Annotated in this window: 15 protein-coding genes and 2 riboswitches; of the genes, 7 read left to right on the top strand and 8 right to left on the bottom strand. The window is 64.3% G+C overall.

Annotated elements, in window-relative coordinates:
- Positions 1-6 precede the first annotated feature (6 nt).
- Both metA and RHIZ70P_RS19520 read right to left on the bottom strand, forming a co-directional pair.
- Positions 7-933, bottom strand: a complete 927-nt coding sequence (gene metA / locus RHIZ70P_RS19525) for a homoserine O-acetyltransferase MetA (protein ID WP_115672131.1) — start codon at positions 931-933, stop codon at positions 7-9.
- Between the two features lie 79 nt (positions 934-1,012).
- A riboswitch (SAM riboswitch) is annotated at positions 1,013-1,091 on the bottom strand.
- Positions 1,092-1,205: 114 nt separating this feature from the next.
- Entirely contained in the window at positions 1,206-2,045 is an 840-nt protein-coding gene (locus RHIZ70P_RS19520) for an AAA family ATPase (protein WP_115672130.1), read from the bottom strand.
- A gap of 367 nt (positions 2,046-2,412) precedes the next feature.
- Here RHIZ70P_RS19520 and RHIZ70P_RS23080 point away from each other — a divergent pair, with 367 nt between their 5' ends.
- From RHIZ70P_RS23080 to RHIZ70P_RS19510, 3 genes are all read left to right on the top strand, one after another.
- A complete protein-coding gene (locus RHIZ70P_RS23080) occupies positions 2,413-2,556 on the top strand; it encodes a hypothetical protein (RefSeq protein WP_181904074.1) in 144 nt (47 codons plus the stop codon).
- Between the two features lie 137 nt (positions 2,557-2,693).
- Positions 2,694-3,344, top strand: coding sequence for a thiamine diphosphokinase (locus RHIZ70P_RS19515; RefSeq protein ID WP_115672169.1), 651 nt, complete (start codon positions 2,694-2,696; stop codon positions 3,342-3,344).
- A gap of 2 nt (positions 3,345-3,346) precedes the next feature.
- Positions 3,347-5,179 carry an ABC-F family ATP-binding cassette domain-containing protein gene (locus RHIZ70P_RS19510; protein ID WP_115672129.1) on the top strand — a complete coding sequence of 611 codons (1,833 nt, stop codon included), beginning with the start codon at positions 3,347-3,349 and terminating at the stop codon, positions 5,177-5,179.
- 24 nt (positions 5,180-5,203) lie between these two features.
- Here RHIZ70P_RS19510 and RHIZ70P_RS19505 read toward each other — a convergent pair whose 3' ends face one another.
- Positions 5,204-7,003, bottom strand: a complete 1,800-nt coding sequence (locus RHIZ70P_RS19505; RefSeq protein ID WP_115672128.1) for an ABC transporter ATP-binding protein/permease — start codon at positions 7,001-7,003, stop codon at positions 5,204-5,206.
- Between the two features lie 213 nt (positions 7,004-7,216).
- Positions 7,217-7,333, top strand: a riboswitch (TPP riboswitch).
- Between the two features lie 47 nt (positions 7,334-7,380).
- Between RHIZ70P_RS19505 and thiB the strand changes: the two genes are divergently transcribed.
- The 4 genes from thiB (at position 7,381) to RHIZ70P_RS19485 (ending at position 12,564) form a co-directional block, all read left to right on the top strand.
- A complete protein-coding gene (gene thiB, locus RHIZ70P_RS19500; protein ID WP_115672127.1) occupies positions 7,381-8,406 on the top strand; it encodes a thiamine ABC transporter substrate binding subunit in 1,026 nt (341 codons plus the stop codon).
- A 2-nt stretch (positions 8,407-8,408) separates the two neighbouring features.
- Positions 8,409-10,055, top strand: coding sequence for a thiamine/thiamine pyrophosphate ABC transporter permease (thiP, locus tag RHIZ70P_RS19495; RefSeq protein ID WP_115672126.1), 1,647 nt, complete (start codon positions 8,409-8,411; stop codon positions 10,053-10,055).
- On the top strand, positions 10,045-10,767 hold the full coding sequence (locus tag RHIZ70P_RS19490; RefSeq protein WP_115672125.1) for an ATP-binding cassette domain-containing protein: 723 nt from the start codon (positions 10,045-10,047) through the stop codon (positions 10,765-10,767). Before thiP ends, RHIZ70P_RS19490 begins: the two co-directional genes overlap by 11 nt.
- A 312-nt stretch (positions 10,768-11,079) precedes the next feature.
- Positions 11,080-12,564 (top strand): M48 family metalloprotease, encoded by a 1,485-nt coding sequence (locus RHIZ70P_RS19485; protein WP_115672168.1) that lies wholly within the window; start codon positions 11,080-11,082, stop codon positions 12,562-12,564.
- Between the two features lie 45 nt (positions 12,565-12,609).
- Here RHIZ70P_RS19485 and RHIZ70P_RS19480 read toward each other — a convergent pair whose 3' ends face one another.
- The 5 genes from RHIZ70P_RS19480 to RHIZ70P_RS19460 all read right to left on the bottom strand — a co-directional run bounded on the left by RHIZ70P_RS19480 (position 12,610) and on the right by RHIZ70P_RS19460 (position 16,877).
- On the bottom strand, positions 12,610-13,485 hold the full coding sequence (locus RHIZ70P_RS19480) for an RNA polymerase factor sigma-32 (protein ID WP_115672167.1): 876 nt from the start codon (positions 13,483-13,485) through the stop codon (positions 12,610-12,612).
- Positions 13,486-13,745: 260 nt separating this feature from the next.
- Complete coding sequence (locus tag RHIZ70P_RS19475) at positions 13,746-14,501, bottom strand: phosphatase PAP2 family protein (RefSeq protein ID WP_235842284.1); 756 nt, start codon at positions 14,499-14,501, stop codon at positions 13,746-13,748.
- Positions 14,502-14,617: 116 nt separating this feature from the next.
- Entirely contained in the window at positions 14,618-15,730 is a 1,113-nt protein-coding gene (leuB, locus tag RHIZ70P_RS19470) for a 3-isopropylmalate dehydrogenase (RefSeq protein ID WP_115672124.1), read from the bottom strand.
- A gap of 161 nt (positions 15,731-15,891) precedes the next feature.
- Positions 15,892-16,497 carry a 3-isopropylmalate dehydratase small subunit gene (leuD, locus tag RHIZ70P_RS19465; RefSeq protein WP_115672123.1) on the bottom strand — a complete coding sequence of 202 codons (606 nt, stop codon included), beginning with the start codon at positions 16,495-16,497 and terminating at the stop codon, positions 15,892-15,894.
- Positions 16,498-16,637: 140 nt separating this feature from the next.
- Positions 16,638-16,877, bottom strand: coding sequence for a hypothetical protein (locus RHIZ70P_RS19460; protein ID WP_115672122.1), 240 nt, complete (start codon positions 16,875-16,877; stop codon positions 16,638-16,640).
- Positions 16,878-16,973: the final 96 nt, after the last annotated feature.

The following is a 16,973-nucleotide window of genomic DNA, read 5'->3' as shown; positions in this document are numbered from 1 at the left end:
GTTTCGTCAGCGTCGATCGACGCCGATCTCCTGCAGGTCGTAGGGCGTCGTCTGGTAGATCTCGTTGATCCAGTTGCCGAACAGGAGATGGGCGTGGCTGCGCCAGCGGTTGAGCGGGGTCAGCGTAGGGTCGTTGTGCGGAAAATAGTCGTGCGGCATCTTGATCGGCACGCCGGAATTCACGTCGCGGAAATACTCTTCGCCCAGCGATGTCGAATCATATTCGACGTGGTTGAACATGTAGAGCCGGTTGCCGCGCTTCTCGTGCACGAGGCAGACGCCCATCTCGTCGGATTCCATCAGGATCTCGAGGTCCGGATGCTTCTCGATGTCTTTGCGGCGCACTTCCGTCCAGCGCGACACCGGGACCTGGAAATCGTCGGAAAAGCCGTTGAGATAGACCGAGGCCGGCGACAGGTTGCGGTGACGATAGACGCCGAAGGCCTTTTCCTTGAGCGCGTGCTTCGGCACCTTGTGGAAATGGTAGATCGCGGCCATGGCGCCCCAGCAGACGTTCATCGTCGAATGGACGTTGGTTTCCGTCCAGTCGAAGATCTGCTGCATTTCGTTCCAGTAGGTCACCTCCTCGTAAGGCAGGTTCTCGACCGGCGCGCCGGTGATGATGAAGCCGTCGAACTTGCGGTCCTTCACCTCTTCCCAGGTCTGGTAGAAGGCCAGCAGATGTTCTTCCGAGGTGTTCTTGGCCTTGTGGCCGCCGACGCGCACGAGGGTAAGCTCGACCTGCAGCGGCGAGGCGCCGATCAGGCGGGCGAACTGGACCTCGGTCTTGATCTTGTTCGGCATGAGGTTGAGCAGGCCGATCTGCAAGGGACGGATATCCTGTCGAACAGCCATCGTCTCGGTCATCACCCGCACGCCCTCATGCACGAGGGTCTCGAAGGCGGGCAGCGTATCGGGTATCCTGATCGGCATCGTTTCTCATTCCCAGCATCGGCGGAAAAACCGCAAAATAAAACCGGCGGCGAGAAATCGCGACCGGTGCTCGGGAAAATGACGACTTTCCTCGGCCCCTTTAGCGACTTCTTTAACGTGGCTGCAAGCCGGCCGGCCAAATCACCACGGGACCGGGTCTATTTACGACGGTTGGGGCGACGAATCAATGGGGGGCGGTCGGATGCGTGCCTGGACCGGCAGGACAGAGGGGGGTAACCCCAGCAACAGACGATTGGACGAGCGAGCAGGGACTAGCGCTCGCGCCTTGCCATAAACGCCAGGCGCTCGAACAGGTGCACGTCCTGCTCGTTCTTCAAAAGGGCGCCGTGCAGCTTGGGCAGGGCCTGTTTCGGGTCGGCGCGCAGGTCGGCCGGGTCGACGTCCTCGGCGACCAGAAGGCGGATCCAGTCGAGGGCTTCGGAGGTCGACGGCTTCTTGCGCAGGCCCGGCGTCTCGCGGATCTCGTAGAACTGGGTGAGGGCCGAGCGGATCAGCGCCTGCTTGATGCCGGGATAGTGGACCTCGACGATGCGGGTCAGCGTGTCGGCGTCGGGGAAGCGGATATAGTGGAAGAAGCAGCGGCGCAGGAAGGCGTCCGGCAGTTCCTTCTCGTTGTTCGAGGTGATGATGACGATGGGGCGCACGGCGGCCTTCACCGTCTCGCCGGTCTCGTAGACGTGGAATTCCATGCGGTCGAGTTCCTGCAACAGGTCGTTGGGGAACTCGATATCGGCCTTGTCGATCTCGTCGATCAGCAGGACCGTCTTCTCGCCGGCGGCGAAGGCCTGCCAGAGCTTGCCCTGCCGGATGTAGTTGCGGACGTCGTTGACCCGCGCGTCGCCGAGCTGGCTGTCGCGCAGGCGCGAGACCGCGTCATATTCGTAGAGGCCCTGCTGCGCCTTGGTGGTCGACTTGATGCTCCATTCGATCATGTCGAGGCCGAGCGCTGCCGCCACCTGCCGGGCGAGTTCGGTCTTGCCGGTGCCGGGCTCGCCCTTGACGAGCAGCGGCCGCTCAAGCGCGATGGCCGCGTTGACGGCGACCATCAGGTCCTTGTCGGCGATATAGTCGGCGGTACCGGAGAACTGCATGCGGATATTCCTGGCTGATCTTTGGCGGTGAACCTAGTGGCGCTGCGGATGCAGTGCAAGATGGCAGGGCGGCTTCGGGGCATGCTGGAGCCACAGATAATGCTTGTAAAAACGGTGGAATCTGACAGGCTGAAACCAGCGACATAGACCGCCCGTTCGTGTTCCAGCGCTTGTTTCCAGACAAGAAGTTCATGACCGGGACAGCGACGAGCGCACTTTCCGGCAGGTCCTGCCAAGCAAACGGCATCCCCGCCGCATTCGCTTCAAAGACGAAGATTTCTACCGACAGCCGACCGAAGATCCCCTGTTCCCGATCGAGCGCCGCCATCAAGGGCGGCCCGCGATCCTTCACCGAAGGAAGACACCCATGGCCAAAGGTCAGGTACGTTCGAACCGCGAAGTGCGAAAACCCAAGAAGGACAAGACCAAGGCCGATGCGCCGAAGGCGACCGGCTTCGCCAGCCAGCTGAAGAATGCCGAAACCGCCAAGGACGGCACCGCCAAGCGCTGAGGCGCCATCGGCCTCCAGCGATACTGCGACCAAGCGTCGTGCCCGGCCTGATCGGCGCCCAGGCGCGCGGTCAGGCGGCGAGGGGCCCAATCAATCGGCCTTTCCCTTCCCGGCCCATATGCGCTATGGGCACATCCATGACGGACACGACCTTCACCATCCTGCTCGGCGGGGCGCTCATCCCGACCGAACGGCTGAAAGCCGCGGTCGCGGGAAGCCGCGCCATTGCGGCCGACGGCGGCATGCGCCATGCGGCAGCACTCGGCCTTTCGCCGGAATTGTGGGTCGGTGACTTCGACAGTTCCGCCGATCTGCCGGTCGAGGATTTCCCCGGCGTGCCGCGCCTGCCCTATCCGGCGCAGAAGGCGGCGACCGACGGCGAGATCGCCGTGGAAGAAGCGCTGTCGCGCGGGGCAAGGCGCCTGGTGCTGGCCGGGGCGCTCGGCGGCGAGCGCTCGGACCATGCGCTGATGCATCTGCTGTCGGGCGTGGCGCTGGCCAAGGGCGGGATCGAGGTGATGATGACCTCCGGCAGCGAAGAGGCCTTTCCGCTGCTTGGGCACGATTTTACCCTCGACTTGCCGAAGGGCTCGCTGTTTTCGGTGCTCGGCCTCTCCCCGCTTGCCGGGCTGTCGATCGGCAATGCCCGCTATCCGCTTACCGATTTCGCGCTTCCCTTCGGGTCGTCGCGCACCATTTCCAACGTCGCGGAAGGTCCCGTGCGGTTCTCGCTGAAAAGCGGCGATGCCGTCGTCCTCGCCCGCCCTTACGATTTTTCCGGAGCTTGACCTTGGCACCACCCATTCTCAAACTCGACGACATCGTGCTGTCCTTCGGCGGCGCACCGCTGCTCAACGGCGCCGGCCTGCAGGTCGAGCCGGGCGACCGCATCTGCCTCGTCGGCCGCAACGGGTCCGGCAAGTCGACGCTGATGAAGATCGCCGCCGGCATGGTCGAGCCGCAGTCGGGCGAGGTGTTCCGCCATCCGGCGGCCACCATCCGCTATCTCGAGCAGGCGCCCGATTTCGGCGCCCACAAGACCGTGCAAGCCTATGCCGAGTCAGGGCTCGGGCCGGGCGACGATCCGTACCGCGTCACCTATCTTCTGGAGCATCTGGGCTTGTCCGGCCAGGAAGACCCGGCAAGTCTTTCGGGCGGCGAGGCCAGGCGCGCGGCGCTGGCCCGCGTCATGGCGCCGGAACCCGATATCCTGATGCTCGACGAGCCGACCAACCATCTCGACCTGCCGACCATCGAATGGCTGGAAGGCGAGTTGGCCAAGAGCCGCAGCGCGCTGGTGGTGATTTCGCATGACCGTCGCTTTCTGGAAAAGGTGTCGACCGCCACCGTCTGGCTCGACCGCGGCCTGTCGCGCCGGCTCAACCGCGGCTTCGGCCATTTCGAGGAATGGCGCGACAAGGTGCTGGAAGAGGAAGAGATCGAGCAGCACAAGCTCGGCAAGGAGATCCAGCGCGAGGAGCACTGGCTGCGCTACGGCGTGACCGCAAGGCGCAAGCGCAACATGCGCCGCCTCGGCAACCTGCAGAATCTCCGAGCCGAATATCGCGGCCACAAGGGTCCGCAGGGCACGATCCAGGCGAGCGCCACGGAAGGCCGCGAAAGCGGCAAGCTGGTGATCGAGGCGGACAAGATCACCAAGGCCTATGGCGATCGCACCATCGTCGCGCCCTTCTCGATCCGGGTGCATCGCGGCGACTGCATCGGCCTGATCGGCCCGAACGGGGCCGGCAAGACGACGCTTCTCAGGATGCTGACCGGCCAGCTTTCGCCCGACAGCGGCACGGTCAAGCTCGGCACCAATCTCGAGATCGCCGTGCTCGACCAGAAGCGCGAAGACCTCAACCTCGAGGACACGCTGTCGCATTACCTGACCGACGGGCGCGGCGAGAACCTTCTCGTCAACGGCGAGCAGAAACACGTGACCGGCTACATGAAGGAATTCCTGTTCCAGCCGGAGCAGGCGCGCACCCCGATCAAGAACCTTTCCGGCGGCGAACGCGCCCGGCTGATGCTGGCGCGGATGATGGCCAAGCCGTCGAACCTTTTGATCCTCGACGAACCGACCAACGACCTCGACATCGAGACGCTCGACCTGTTGCAGGAAATCGTCGCCGGCTATTCCGGCACGGTCATCCTGGTCAGCCACGACCGCGACTTCCTCGACCGCACCGTGACCTCGACGATCGCGCCGGCCGATCCGGAGCACCCCGATGGCCGCTGGATCGAATATGCCGGCGGCTATTCCGACATGCTGGCGCAGAAGAAGGGCGCCGAGGACGACCGCAAGAAGGCTGAAAAGGCCGAGAAGGCGAAGTCGTCCGACGGTGGCGCTGCGAAGCCTTCCGACACCGGCGGCAAGGCCCGCGGCAAGCTCTCCTACAAGCAGAAGTTCGCGCTGGAGAACCTGCCGAAGGAGATGGAGAAGACGCAGACGGACATCGCCGCTCGCGAGGCGAAGATGGCCGATCCGAACCTCTTCGCCAAGGACCAGGCGACCTTCAACAAGCTCGCGGCCGAGACGGAGAAGCTGCGCGCCGACCTTATCCGCATGGAAGAGGAATGGCTGGAGCTGGAAATGCTGCGCGAGGAACTGGAGGGATAGTCGTCCCCGGCCCGGCTGCAGGCGTCACGCCTTCGGCTTGTCGATTTCGTCCGGCGGCGCGCAATGCGTTCGTTCCAGATGCAGCAGGCTCGGCGTGAGCGCGTCGTAGAAGGCGCCGGAGCGGCCGATATAGATCAGGGTCGAGCCGGAGAGCTCGGCGAGCACACCGGAGAGCGTGGTGACGGTATCCGGTTCGAGACCTTCAAGAACGTCGTTGAGCACGACCCAGCGCGGCTTGCGCAGGATGAGGCCGGCGAAGGCGAGCGCCATCTGTTCGTCCTTGTCGAGCAGACGGTCCCAGCGGGCGCGCTCATCGAGCTTGCCGGCAATGCGGGTGAGGCCGACGCGCTGAAGTGCCGCCACCATCGCATCGTCGGTGAAGCCGGCGGAGGCGAGCGGATAGGCGAGAACGCTTCTCAGCTTGCCCTCGGGCAGGTATTCGAGCTGCGGCACGAACAGGATGTCGTCTTCCTGCGGCAGCAGGATGCGCCCGGAGCCATAGGGCCACAGGCCGGCGATGGCATTGAACAGCAGCTTTCGGTTGACGCCCTGGTCGCCGTTGATCATCACGCGCTCGCCGACGGTAATCGTCGGGTTGTCTTCCTTGATGCGGAATCCGTCCAGTTCGCAGTCGCCGTCGACATGCGAGGCGATCGCTATGCCTTCGAGCGTCAGGCTCCCAGGCTTGCCCCTCGACACAATGATGCGGCCTTCCGTCGGGCCGTCGTCCATGTCGATCAGTGCGGCGCGCAGCGCCGAGACGCGCATCAAGGCGGCTTTCCAGTCGGCAATGGCGCCGAAATTGTCGACATACCAGCGGAGCGCCGAATGCACCTGGTTGAAGGCGGCAGCCGCCATCATCAGGCCGCCGAAGGTCATGGTGCCGGCGAAATAGGCCGGGGCGGCGATCAGGATCGGCACCAGGATGGCCAGCCAGCCGAAACCGGCGGTGACCCAGGTCAGATTGGTGAGCGCCCTCGCGAGTGCGCGGATGGAGCCAAGCACCGCGTCGAGCTTTTCGTGGATGTGGCGGCGCTCGGTCTCCTCGCCGCCGGCCAGCGCGATCGCCTCGAGGTTCTCGTTGGCTCGCATCAGCGAAAAGCGCAGTTCCGCTTCGTTCGAATAGCGCTCGGCATTGAGCCGGGTGAGTTTCCAGCCGACGACCTGGCTGAACAGCGAGGCGATGCCGGCATAGGCGACGGCGCCCCAGACCATGTAGCCGGGGATCGAGAAGCTGTAGTCCCTGAAGTGGAAGACGAAGCCGCTCGACAACTGCCAGAGCACGCCGATGAAGCTGACCAGTAGGATTGTGGCCTGGACCAGGCCGATCGACAGCGACGTGGTCATCTCGGCCAGCTTGCGTGCATCCTCATGCAGGCGCTGGTCCGGATTGACGCCGAGCGGGCTGGTCATCATCAACCGGTAGGCCCGCCGGTCGGTCAGCCACTCGTCGACCACGTTGCGGGCGAGGCCCTCGCGCATGTAGAGCGCAGTCATCTGGTTGAGCCAGGTCTGGATGACGTTCAGGAGAAGCAGGAAGCCGGCGATCTTGCCGAAATTGCCGAGCTCGACGATGAAGGCGTCAAGGTCGCGGCGCTCGAGCGAATTGTAGAAAGGCGCATTCCAGCGGTTGAGCAGGATCTGGCCATAGGCGGTGAGCAGTATGATTGCCAGCAAGGCCGTGGCGAGCAGCAGGATGCGGTTGCGCACCGGCGAGGCCCAGAAGGAGTCGCCGGCGATCGCCAACTGTCGGCGGAAACTCAACTCCGCCGGCGCGCCGGCCTGCGCCTCGGGTGCCGGGGTATCGGATGCCGTATTGAACATGCAGTCTCTGTCTCGCCGTATCGGACATACCAGATATCATGACTACCGCGCTTGTCCATGCGAGGCCGCTAAAATCCGGCTTTCTCCGGGCTCTCAGTCTGGCAGAAATGTATTGGCAAAGCGTTTGCGGCCTGATGACAGTCGCGCGGTCTCGATCGCCCGCCTCTCCATGTCCGCGGCTTGCAAGGCGAGCGCCTGCGCGTTATGTCTCTTCCTGCTCTAACGGGGTGCCTTCGGTCCGCAAACGGACCTGAGGCTGAGAGGCTTTGATGCCAACCCGCGGAACCTGATCCGGCTAACACCGGCGGAGGGATTAGACGCGTGTCACTAGAAGACGCCCTATCCCGAATTTTCAACATGCCAAGGAGGGGCACTTCATGTCGACCCATCGACACCACCATCTTCACCGCGGTCTTGCCGCACTGTTTGCGCTTTCGCTTTCCGCCAGTATGGCCGATGCCGCAGACAAGACGCTGACCATCTACACCTATGAGAGTTTCGTTTCCGAATGGGGTCCCGGCCCCAAGGTCAAGGAAGCCTTCGAGAAGACCTGCGACTGCACGGTCGATTTCGTCGGCGTCGCCGACGGTGTGGCGCTTCTCACCCGGCTGAAGCTGGAGGGCGAGAGCACCAAGGCGGATCTGGTACTCGGCCTAGATACCAATCTGGTGGCGGAAGCCAAGGCCACCGGACAGTTCGAGCCGCACGGCATCGACGTGTCCGCGGTGAAGGTTCCCGGCGGCTTTTCCGACGATGTGTTTGTGCCCTATGATTATGGCCACTTCGCCGTGGTCTACGACACCGAGGCGATGAAGACGCCGCCGAAAAGCCTGAAGGAGCTGGTGGAGGGCGATGCGAAGGACAAGATCGTCATCGAGGATCCGCGCACCTCGACGCCGGGGCTCGGCCTGCTGCTCTGGGTCAAGTCTGTCTATGGCGATGAAGCGGACGAAGCCTGGGCCAAGCTCAAGGCCCGCGTGCTGACCGTCACGCCGGGCTGGTCCGAAGCCTATGGCCTGTTCACCAAGGGCGAGGCGCCGATGGTGCTCTCCTACACCACCTCGCCGGCCTATCACATGGTTGCGGAAGAGACCGAGCGCTACCAGGCGGCAGCCTTCGAGGAAGGCCACTATATCCAGATCGAGGTCGCCGGCATCCTGAGGACGGCGCCGCAGAAGGAACTGGCGCGGCAGTTCATGGCCTTCATGGTCAGCCCCGGTTTCCAGGACACGATCCCCACCAACAACTGGATGATGCCGGCGGCGGCGACGTCCGAGCCGCTGCCGGACGCCTTCGGCAAGCTGGTTGCGCCGGAGAAGACCTTCCTGATGAGCCCGGACGAGGTGGCGACGCATCGCAAGGCCTGGATCGACGAATGGCTCGCCGCCATGACCCTCAACTGAGCATGGCCTTGTCGCGGCGATCTCGGAGCAACGACAGGCTGCCGGCAATTGCCGGCGGCCTTTTCGTCTTCGGCCTGATCGCCTTCTTCATCGGCACCGCGATCGTCTCGCTGCTTTCGGTCGGTGGCGAGACGTCCGGCCTGTCGATTGCCGGCGATCCTGTGGTACGCCGGGTTCTGTGGTTCACGCTCGAGCAGGCCTTGCTGTCGACCCTGCTCTCGGTCGTGGCGGCCGTCCCGGTGGCCCGCGCGCTCGCCCGCCAGCCGCAGTTTTTCGGCCGCAAGTTTCTGATCCGCCTGATGGCGGTGCCCATGGGGCTGCCGGTCTTGATCGGCGCGCTCGGGATCATCGGCATCTGGGGCCGCCAGGGTCTGGTGAATGATGGTCTGACCGCACTCGGACTTTCCGAGCGGTTCAGCATATACGGGCTTTCGGGCATCCTGCTCGCCCATGTGTTCTTCAACATGCCGCTTGCCGCGCGACTGATGCTGGCGGGTCTGGAGCGGATCCCGGCCGAATACTGGCGCACCAGCGCCAGCCTCGGCATGGGAGGCTTCGCGGTCTTCCGCTTCATCGAATGGCCGGTGCTCTGGCGCATCATTCCGGGGATAGCCGGGCTGATCTTCATGCTCTGCGCCACCAGTTTCACCCTGGTCCTTGTGCTTGGCGGCGGGCCGGCGGCGACGACGATCGAAGTGGCGATCTACCAGGCACTGCGGCTCGATTTCGAGCCGGCCCGTGCCGTGTCGCTTGCCTTCCTGCAAATCTTCGTGACGGCGGCGATCCTCGGGGCGATGGCGCTGTTTCCGGCGCCCGACGATCCCGGCGCGACGCTCGGCGGCGCGACACGGCGGTTCGACGCACGGGCGCTGTCCACCCGGATCGGCGACGGGTTCTTGATTGTCGCCGCGGCGCTCTTTCTCGGCCTGCCGCTCGGGCAGGTGCTCGTCGCCGGCCTGAAGTCCGAACTCGGCCGGCTCCTGTCGGACGGGGCGGTGCTGGACGCCGCGGCAACCAGTCTTGCCATCGGCCTTTCGGCCGCGATCGTTTCGGTGGTGGTCGGTATCGCGGCAATCCGGGCCCAGGCGGCGCTCGGCGCCGGGCGCCGCCCACTGCCGCTTGCCGGCGTGATCTCGGCCGGACTTGCGGCCGTGTCCTCGCTCGTGCTCCTGGTGCCGACCGCCGTGCTCGGCACGGGCTGGTTCCTGGTGCTGAGGGCCCAGGGTGACGTCGCGCGCTTTGCCCCGGCGGTTGTCGTCTGCATCAATGCGCTGATGGCGCTTCCCTTTGCCATGCGGGTCCTTTCGCCCGCTTTCGAGGAGCACCGCCGGCGCACCGCCCGGCTGGCCGACAGTCTCGGCATTATCGGTCTGGCGCGGTTTCGCCTGATCGACTGGCCGGTGCTGCACCGGCCGATCCTGACGGCGCTGTCCTTTGCCATGGCGCTGTCGCTCGGCGATCTCGGCGCGGTGGCGCTGTTCGGTTCGGAGAATCTTGTCACCCTGCCCTGGCTGATCTACAGCCGGATGGGCGCCTATCGCAGCCAGGATGCGGACGGGCTGGCGCTCATTCTCGGTCTGGTCTGCCTGCTGCTGGCGCTGGCGGGGACGCCCGGGCTTTCGAAGAAGGAGAGCCCCTATGCCGGCTGAAAGACAAGGCGCCATCGTTCTCGACAATGTCTCGCTCCGGCTCGGCTCGGCCGATTTCCATTTCGATTGCGCCATCGCGCAAGGGGCGATCACCGCGATTGCCGGGCCGTCGGGTTCAGGCAAGTCGACGCTGCTCAACCTGATCGCCGGCTTCGAGCAGCCGGATCATGGGCGCGTGCTGATCGCAGGCGAGGAGGTGAGCCGGCTTTTGCCGGCCTACCGGCCCGTCTCGCTGGTGTTCCAGGACAATAATCTCTTTGCCCATCTCGACCTCTTCACCAATATCGGGCTCGGCATCGATCCGGCGCTGAGGCTGAAGCCGGCGGACCGACAGGCCGTGTCGCGAGCGCTTTCGCGCGTCGGGCTCGGCGGCTTCGAGAAACGGCTGCCGGCGACGCTTTCGGGTGGCGAACGGCAACGGGCGGCCTTTGCCCGCGCCCTGGTGCGGCGCAAGCCGGTCATGCTGCTGGACGAGCCCTTTGCCGCGCTCGATCCCGGTTTGCGCACTGTCATGGCCGATCTGCTTCTCGAACTGCACCGCGAGACGGGTCACACGATCGTCATCGTCAGCCATGATCCGCAGGAGGTGGAGCGGCTGGCGAACGACGTGCTGTTCCTCGAGGGCGGGCGCATTGTCCTTGGTGCGCCAAAGGCGGCGTTTTTCGCCGCGGAGGGCCCCGCCTCGCTCGCCGAATTCCTCGGCCATCGTTAGGGCCAATTCGCCGCGGGCGCCGAGCCATGCCTTATTTTGGACGTGCAGCAATGGCATGTCGCATGCGCGGTTCCTGTCGGCCAGTTTATCCTTTCATTGCTTCCAATTCAGCTTCCCCCTTTTTCCTCATGCAATTTTATCCATATCTAAAGAATGATGTTAAAAGGGCCACACTGAAGCGAGGTTTCGTCGTCCGGAACGGTTTCCGGTTGCGCGGAAGGGTCGAGCATTTCAAAAGGGGGTTCGGAAGCGCGTTGGTGTCGGTGCAGGATGTACGTCATGGGCGGTAAGGACCAATTGCCGGTCGATCGGATGCGACTGCGCCGCCGTTCCGGCGCCGCGCGCGGGGTCGTCGCGATGCTTGCCGCGTCGCTGGCGCTCAGTTCGTGCCAGACGCTGTTCGAGCAGGCCTATGTGCCGACCGTCGGTCCTTCCGACAATCCGCAGATCGTCGACGAGGTGCAGAAGGACGACCCGCGTGCCCAGATGGGCGCGCGCGAACATCCGCGGATCGTGGCAAGCTATGGCGGCGAATATCACGACGACAAGACCGAGAAGCTGGTGGCCCGGATCACCGGCGCGCTGACGGCGGTTTCGGAAAACCCGAACCAGTCCTATCGCATCACCATTCTCAATTCCCCGGCGATCAATGCCTTTGCCCTGCCCGGCGGCTATCTCTACGTGACGCGCGGCCTTCTGGCGCTGGCCAATGACGCATCGGAAGTTGCGGCGGTGCTCAGCCATGAGATGGCCCATGTGACCGCAAACCACGGGATCGAGCGGCAGCGCCGCGAGGAGGCGGAAGTCATTGCCAGCCGGGTCGTCGCCGAAGTTCTGTCGAGCGATCTGGCCGGCAAGCAGGCGCTGGCGCGCGGCAAGCTTCGCCTCGCGGCCTTTTCCCGGCAGCAGGAACTGCAGGCCGACGTGATCGGCGTGCGCACGCTTGGCGAGGCCCGCTACGATCCTTACGCGGCGGCCCGTTTCCTCGATTCGATGGCGCGCTACAGCCATTTCACCTCGGTCGATCCCGACGCCGACCAGAGCCTGGACTTCCTGTCGAGCCATCCGAACGCGCCGCAGCGCGTCGAACTGGCGCGCCGCCACGCACGGGCCTTCGGGCCGGAAGGCACGTATGGCGAATCGGGACGGGAATACTATCTCAGGGGCATTGACGGCTTGCTCTACGGCGACAGTCCGCAGGAGGGCTATGTCCGCGGCCAGACCTTCCTGCATGGAAGCCTGGGCATCCGCTTCGAGGTGCCGGAGGGGTTCCAGATCGACAACAAGGTGGAGGCGGTGCTGGCCACCGGACCCGGCGATGTGGCGATCCGCTTCGACGGCGTGGCCGATGCCGAGCGTCGCAGCCTGGCGAATTACATCTCCAGTGGCTGGGTGACGGGGCTCCTGCCGGAAACGATCCGCGAGATCACCGTCAACGGGCTGGAGGCGGCCACGGCGCGCGCCTCGGCCGAGCGCTGGGATTTCGACATCACCGTCATCCGCATCGGTCCGCAGATCTTCCGCTTCCTGACGGCGGTGCCCAAGGGCAGCGCGGTGCTGGAGCCGACCGCGGAAAAACTGCGGGCGAGCTTCAGGCGCATCACGCCGCAGGAGGCGGCCACGCTGAAACCGCTGCGCGTGCGTGTCGTCACCGTGGGGCCAGGCGATACGATCGCCACGCTTTCGGCCCGCATGATGGGCACGGATCGCAAGCTCGAGCTTTTTCGCCTGATCAATGCGCTCGGGCCGACATCGACAGTGTCTCCGGGTGCCAAGGTCAAGATCATCTCGGAATGAGAAAAGGGCCGGATAAACCGGCCCTTCGGCATTGCGATGCGGGCCTCAGAAGGCCATTTCGCGGACCTGCTCCGGCTTCGGGCCGTAATGGGTGAGCGCGGTCTTCAGTTTTTCCAGGGCCCGGGTCTCGATCTGGCGCACGCGTTCCTTCGAGATGCCGAGTTCGGCGCCCAGTTCTTCCAGCGTCGCGCCGTCCTCGCTCAGGCGGCGGGCCTTGATGATGCGGTTTTCCCGGTCGTTGAGTTCGGTCATGGCGTTGTTCAGCCAGCCGCGCCAGCGTTCTCCGTCGATGATGCCGCTCACCTGCTCGTCCGGCGGAAGGTCCTCGCTTTCCAGCATTTCCAGCTGTTCGCTGCCATCGCCGTCGCGGCCCTTGATCGGCGCCTGCAGCGAGGCGTCATTGCCCGAGAGCCGGGCATCCATCGACTGGACATCGGCCAGGCTGACGCCGAGCGCCGAGGCGATCTCCTGGTGAATGGCCTGGTCGCTCAGCCGATTGTCGCCCTGAGCGAGCTTGGCGCGCAGGCGGCGCAGGTTGAAGAACAGCGCCTTTTGCGACGAACTCGTGCCGCCGCGCACGATCGACCAGTTGCGCAGGATATAATCCTGCATGGAGGCGCGAATCCACCAGCCGGCATAGGTGGAGAAACGCACCTCGCGGGCCGGCTCGAACCGGGCCGCCGCCTCCAGCAGGCCGATATAACCTTCCTGGATCAGGTCGTTGAGCGGCAGGCCGAAGCCGCGGAACTTCGAGGCCATGGCGATCACCAGGCGCATGTGGGCGTGGGCGATGCGGTTGCGCGCATCCTGATCGTTGTCGTCCTTCCAGCGGTTGGCGAGATCCAGTTCCTCCTGGCGCTCCAGATAGGGTTGGGCCATCGCAAATCGGATGATGTGTCTGTCGGCGGACATGGCTTTCATCGGTTTCTCCATCGGCGGTACGATCAGGATGGGTGTTGTCCCGGCACTCATGCATGAACGGGCAAGAGCCATTCGGGTTCCATCGCGCGTAGGACGAAGTTTCCCAAAGGCAAGGGTTCCGAATGCGGCACGTTCAAAAGGTACTACGGGGAAGATGGGCATCCGGTTCGACACGCGCATGGCAAATGCCGGCTTGCCGCCGTCTTCTCACGCAGTTGTGATGAAGCGTTGCGCTTTCTAGCCGACGGAGGCGGTGTGGTTCAGAGGGTGGGGGATCGATGCAAGGGCGCCAGCCGTGGCACCGGCCAGCCCTTGGCGTCGGGCATGAAGACCAGGCGGTAGCGGGCAAAGACATTGGCGAGCAGCAGCGTGAACCAGGCGCCGAAGGACAGCCCGGCAATGACGTCGCTCGGATAATGCGCACCGACCATGACGCGGCTGAAACCCATCCACAATGCCAAAAGCATGAAGGCAAGCCGGTAGCGCGGCAGAAGCAGGATCAGCACCATGAAGATGGCGCCCACCGTGGTCGCATGACCGGAGGGAAAGCTCTCGAATTTCGAACCGCTGAAGGCGGAGAAGCCGAACGCCCCCCAGTCCTCGAACTGGGGCGGGCGGGCGCGCCCGATGACCCGCTTGATGAGATTGGCGAGGATGCCGGAGAGCGCCACGGCGAGGAAGGCATAGGCACCGATCTGGCCGAGATAGAGGGCGCGGAAGCGCTGCCTTGCGCCGCGCGACAGCCGCCACGAGGCGAATCCCGTAAGCGCCAGCATGGCCGAGGCCATCAGGATCCAGCCCGAACTGCCGAACTCCGTGATCATCCGGCCGAGCGAGCGGGTGAAGATGTCCCGGTGGCGCGAGGCGCCGACCGCCTCGTCGAAGATGAGGAAGGACAGGATGACCAGATTGGCGGCGACGATGGCGAAGATCTGCCAGTAGTGCGGCGCAGGCGGGTGACGGTTGTGGTCACGGCGCCGCTTCAGCCAGGTTCTGATCTTGTCGATGCCGCTCACGTATCGCCTTCCGCTTCATTCCAGCTTGCCGGGCGAAGGACAGGCCGGAACGGCTTCCACGAACGGCATGCAGCCGCGGCAAGATGGTTGCCGCGGCTTTCAAATGCAAGTGCCCGTCAGGCCGACAGCGCCTTGAACTCGGCGAGGATGGCGTCGCCCATTTCGGTGGTGCCGACCTTGGTTGCGCCGTCGCTCATGATGTCGGCGGTGCGGATGCCCTTGTCGAGCACGGCGGCGATCGCCTTTTCCAGGTTGTCGGCTTCCTTCACCATGTTGAAGGAGTAGCGAAGGCACATGGCGAAGGAGGCGATCATGGCGATGGGGTTGGCGATGCCCTTGCCGGCGATGTCCGGGGCCGAACCGTGCACCGGCTCGTAGAGCGCCTTGCGCTTGCCGGTCTTGGCATCCGGGGCGCCGAGCGAGGCCGAGGGCAGCATGCCGAGCGAGCCGGTCAGCATGGCCGCGACGTCGGAGAGCATGTCGCCGAACAGGTTGTCGGTGACGATGACGTCGAACTGTTTTGGCGCACGAACGAGTTGCATGCCGCCGGCATCGGCGAGCATATGCTCGAGCTGGACGTCCGGATACTTGGCCTTGTGGGTTTCGGTGACCACCTGGTTCCACAACACGCCCGACTTCATGACGTTGCGCTTTTCCATCGAGCAGACGCGGTTCTTGCGGGTACGCGCCAGTTCGAAGGCGACCGAGGCGATGCGCTCGATCTCGTAGGTGTCGTAGACCTGGGTGTCGATCGCGCGCTTCTGGCCGTTGCCGAGATCGGTGATGGTCTTCGGCTCGCCGAAATAGACGCCGCCGGTCAGTTCGCGCACGATCAGGATGTCGAGGCCTTCGACCAGTTCCGGCTTCAACGAGGAAGCGGAGGCCAGCGCCGGATAGCAGATCGCCGGGCGCAGGTTGGCGAACAGTTCGAGATCCTTGCGCAGGCGCAGCAGGCCGGCTTCGGGGCGAACCTCGTAAGGCACGTCGTCCCATTTCGGGCCGCCGACGGCGCCGAACAGCACGGCATCGGCATTCATCGCCTTGGCCATGTCGCCTTCGGAGATCGCCGCGCCGTGGGCGTCGTAGGCCGATCCGCCGACCAGACCTTCGTCGGTTTCGAAGCCTGCGCCCTGCTCGGCGTTCATGTAGGCGATGATCTTGCGGACCTCGCCCATGGCTTCGGGGCCGATGCCGTCGCCGGGCAGAAGGAAGAGATTGCGCTGTGTCATGGGAAGCCTCCCTGGCTTTGGAAAAGAGTTGCCGCCTTCTATCGGGCAAAAACCCGCATTTCAAGGACACTCAGCGGCAGAACGGTACGGTGGGAGGCAGCCGTAGCGGGTGTTTTCGGCGCGAAGACGGGCAAGCCATCGTCGCGCCGGTCAACATTCGATCAGGCCCAGGGATGGGTCTGGGCGTTGGTCTTTTCGAAGGCGGCGATGCTTGCGGCCTTTTCCAGCGTGAGGCCGATGTCGTCGAGGCCGTTCAGCAGGCAGTGGCGCTTGAAGGCGTCGATGTCGAACTTGATGCGACCGCCGTCCGGACCGGTGATTTCCTGCGATTCAAGGTCAACCGACAGAACGGCATTGGAGCCGCGATTGGCGTCGTCCATCAGCTTGTCCAGATCTTCCGGGCTGACGACGATCGGCAGGATGCCGTTCTTGAAGCAGTTGTTGTAGAAGATGTCGGCAAACGAGGTGGAGATCACGCAACGGATGCCGAAGTCGAGAAGCGCCCAGGGGGCGTGCTCGCGCGAGGAGCCGCAGCCGAAATTGTCGCCGGCAACGAGGATCTGGGCATTGCGATAGGCCGGCTTGTTGAGGACGAAATCGGGGTTTTCCGAGCCGTCTTCCTTGTAGCGCGCCTCGGCGAACAGGCCCTGGCCGAGACCGGTGCGCTTGATGGTCTTCAGATAGTCCTTCGGGATGATCATGTCGGTGTCGACGTTGACGACCGGAAGCGGTGCTGCGACGCCGGTGAGCTTTGTGAACTTTTCCATCAGACCTGCCTTCGGAATGCAATTGGCGAATTCCAGCAGCCCTTAGAGGAAAATAGCGCGGATTTGAAGGCCTATATTGGTCAAACGGGTACGCTCGGACGCCGAAGCGTCAGTTTTTCCGGGCCTGCCGGCGGTTCGCCTCAAAGATCGATGATCGTGCCGCGGCCGTCGTTCCATACGCGAATCTCGCGGGCCTGGCCTTGAGTCTTCGCCCTTGCATAAACCGGAGCCTTCTTCGGCCGCAAGGTCAGCATGCGGGCGGCAAGGGTCAGCGTCAGCACGGCCCCGGCGATCAGCGTCAGCGAGACGGTGAAGACGGCGGCGATGGCCAGCACGACGATACCGGCGGCGGCAATGGCGAGGGAACGGAAATTCTGCATGATGGATATCCTTTCTCGTCTGCCAAGGTGGTCCTTCTCCCCTCGAAATGCAAGGGCCTTCCGGCAAATGTCGCCTTGCGTGGGCGCGCAAAGATT

The organism is Paenirhizobium selenitireducens ATCC BAA-1503, assembly GCF_900492185.1.
Lineage (GTDB): Bacteria > Pseudomonadota > Alphaproteobacteria > Rhizobiales > Rhizobiaceae > Allorhizobium > Allorhizobium selenitireducens_A.
Note: the sequence above shows the minus strand (reverse complement) of the source record. Positions and strands in the feature narration are given on the sequence as shown.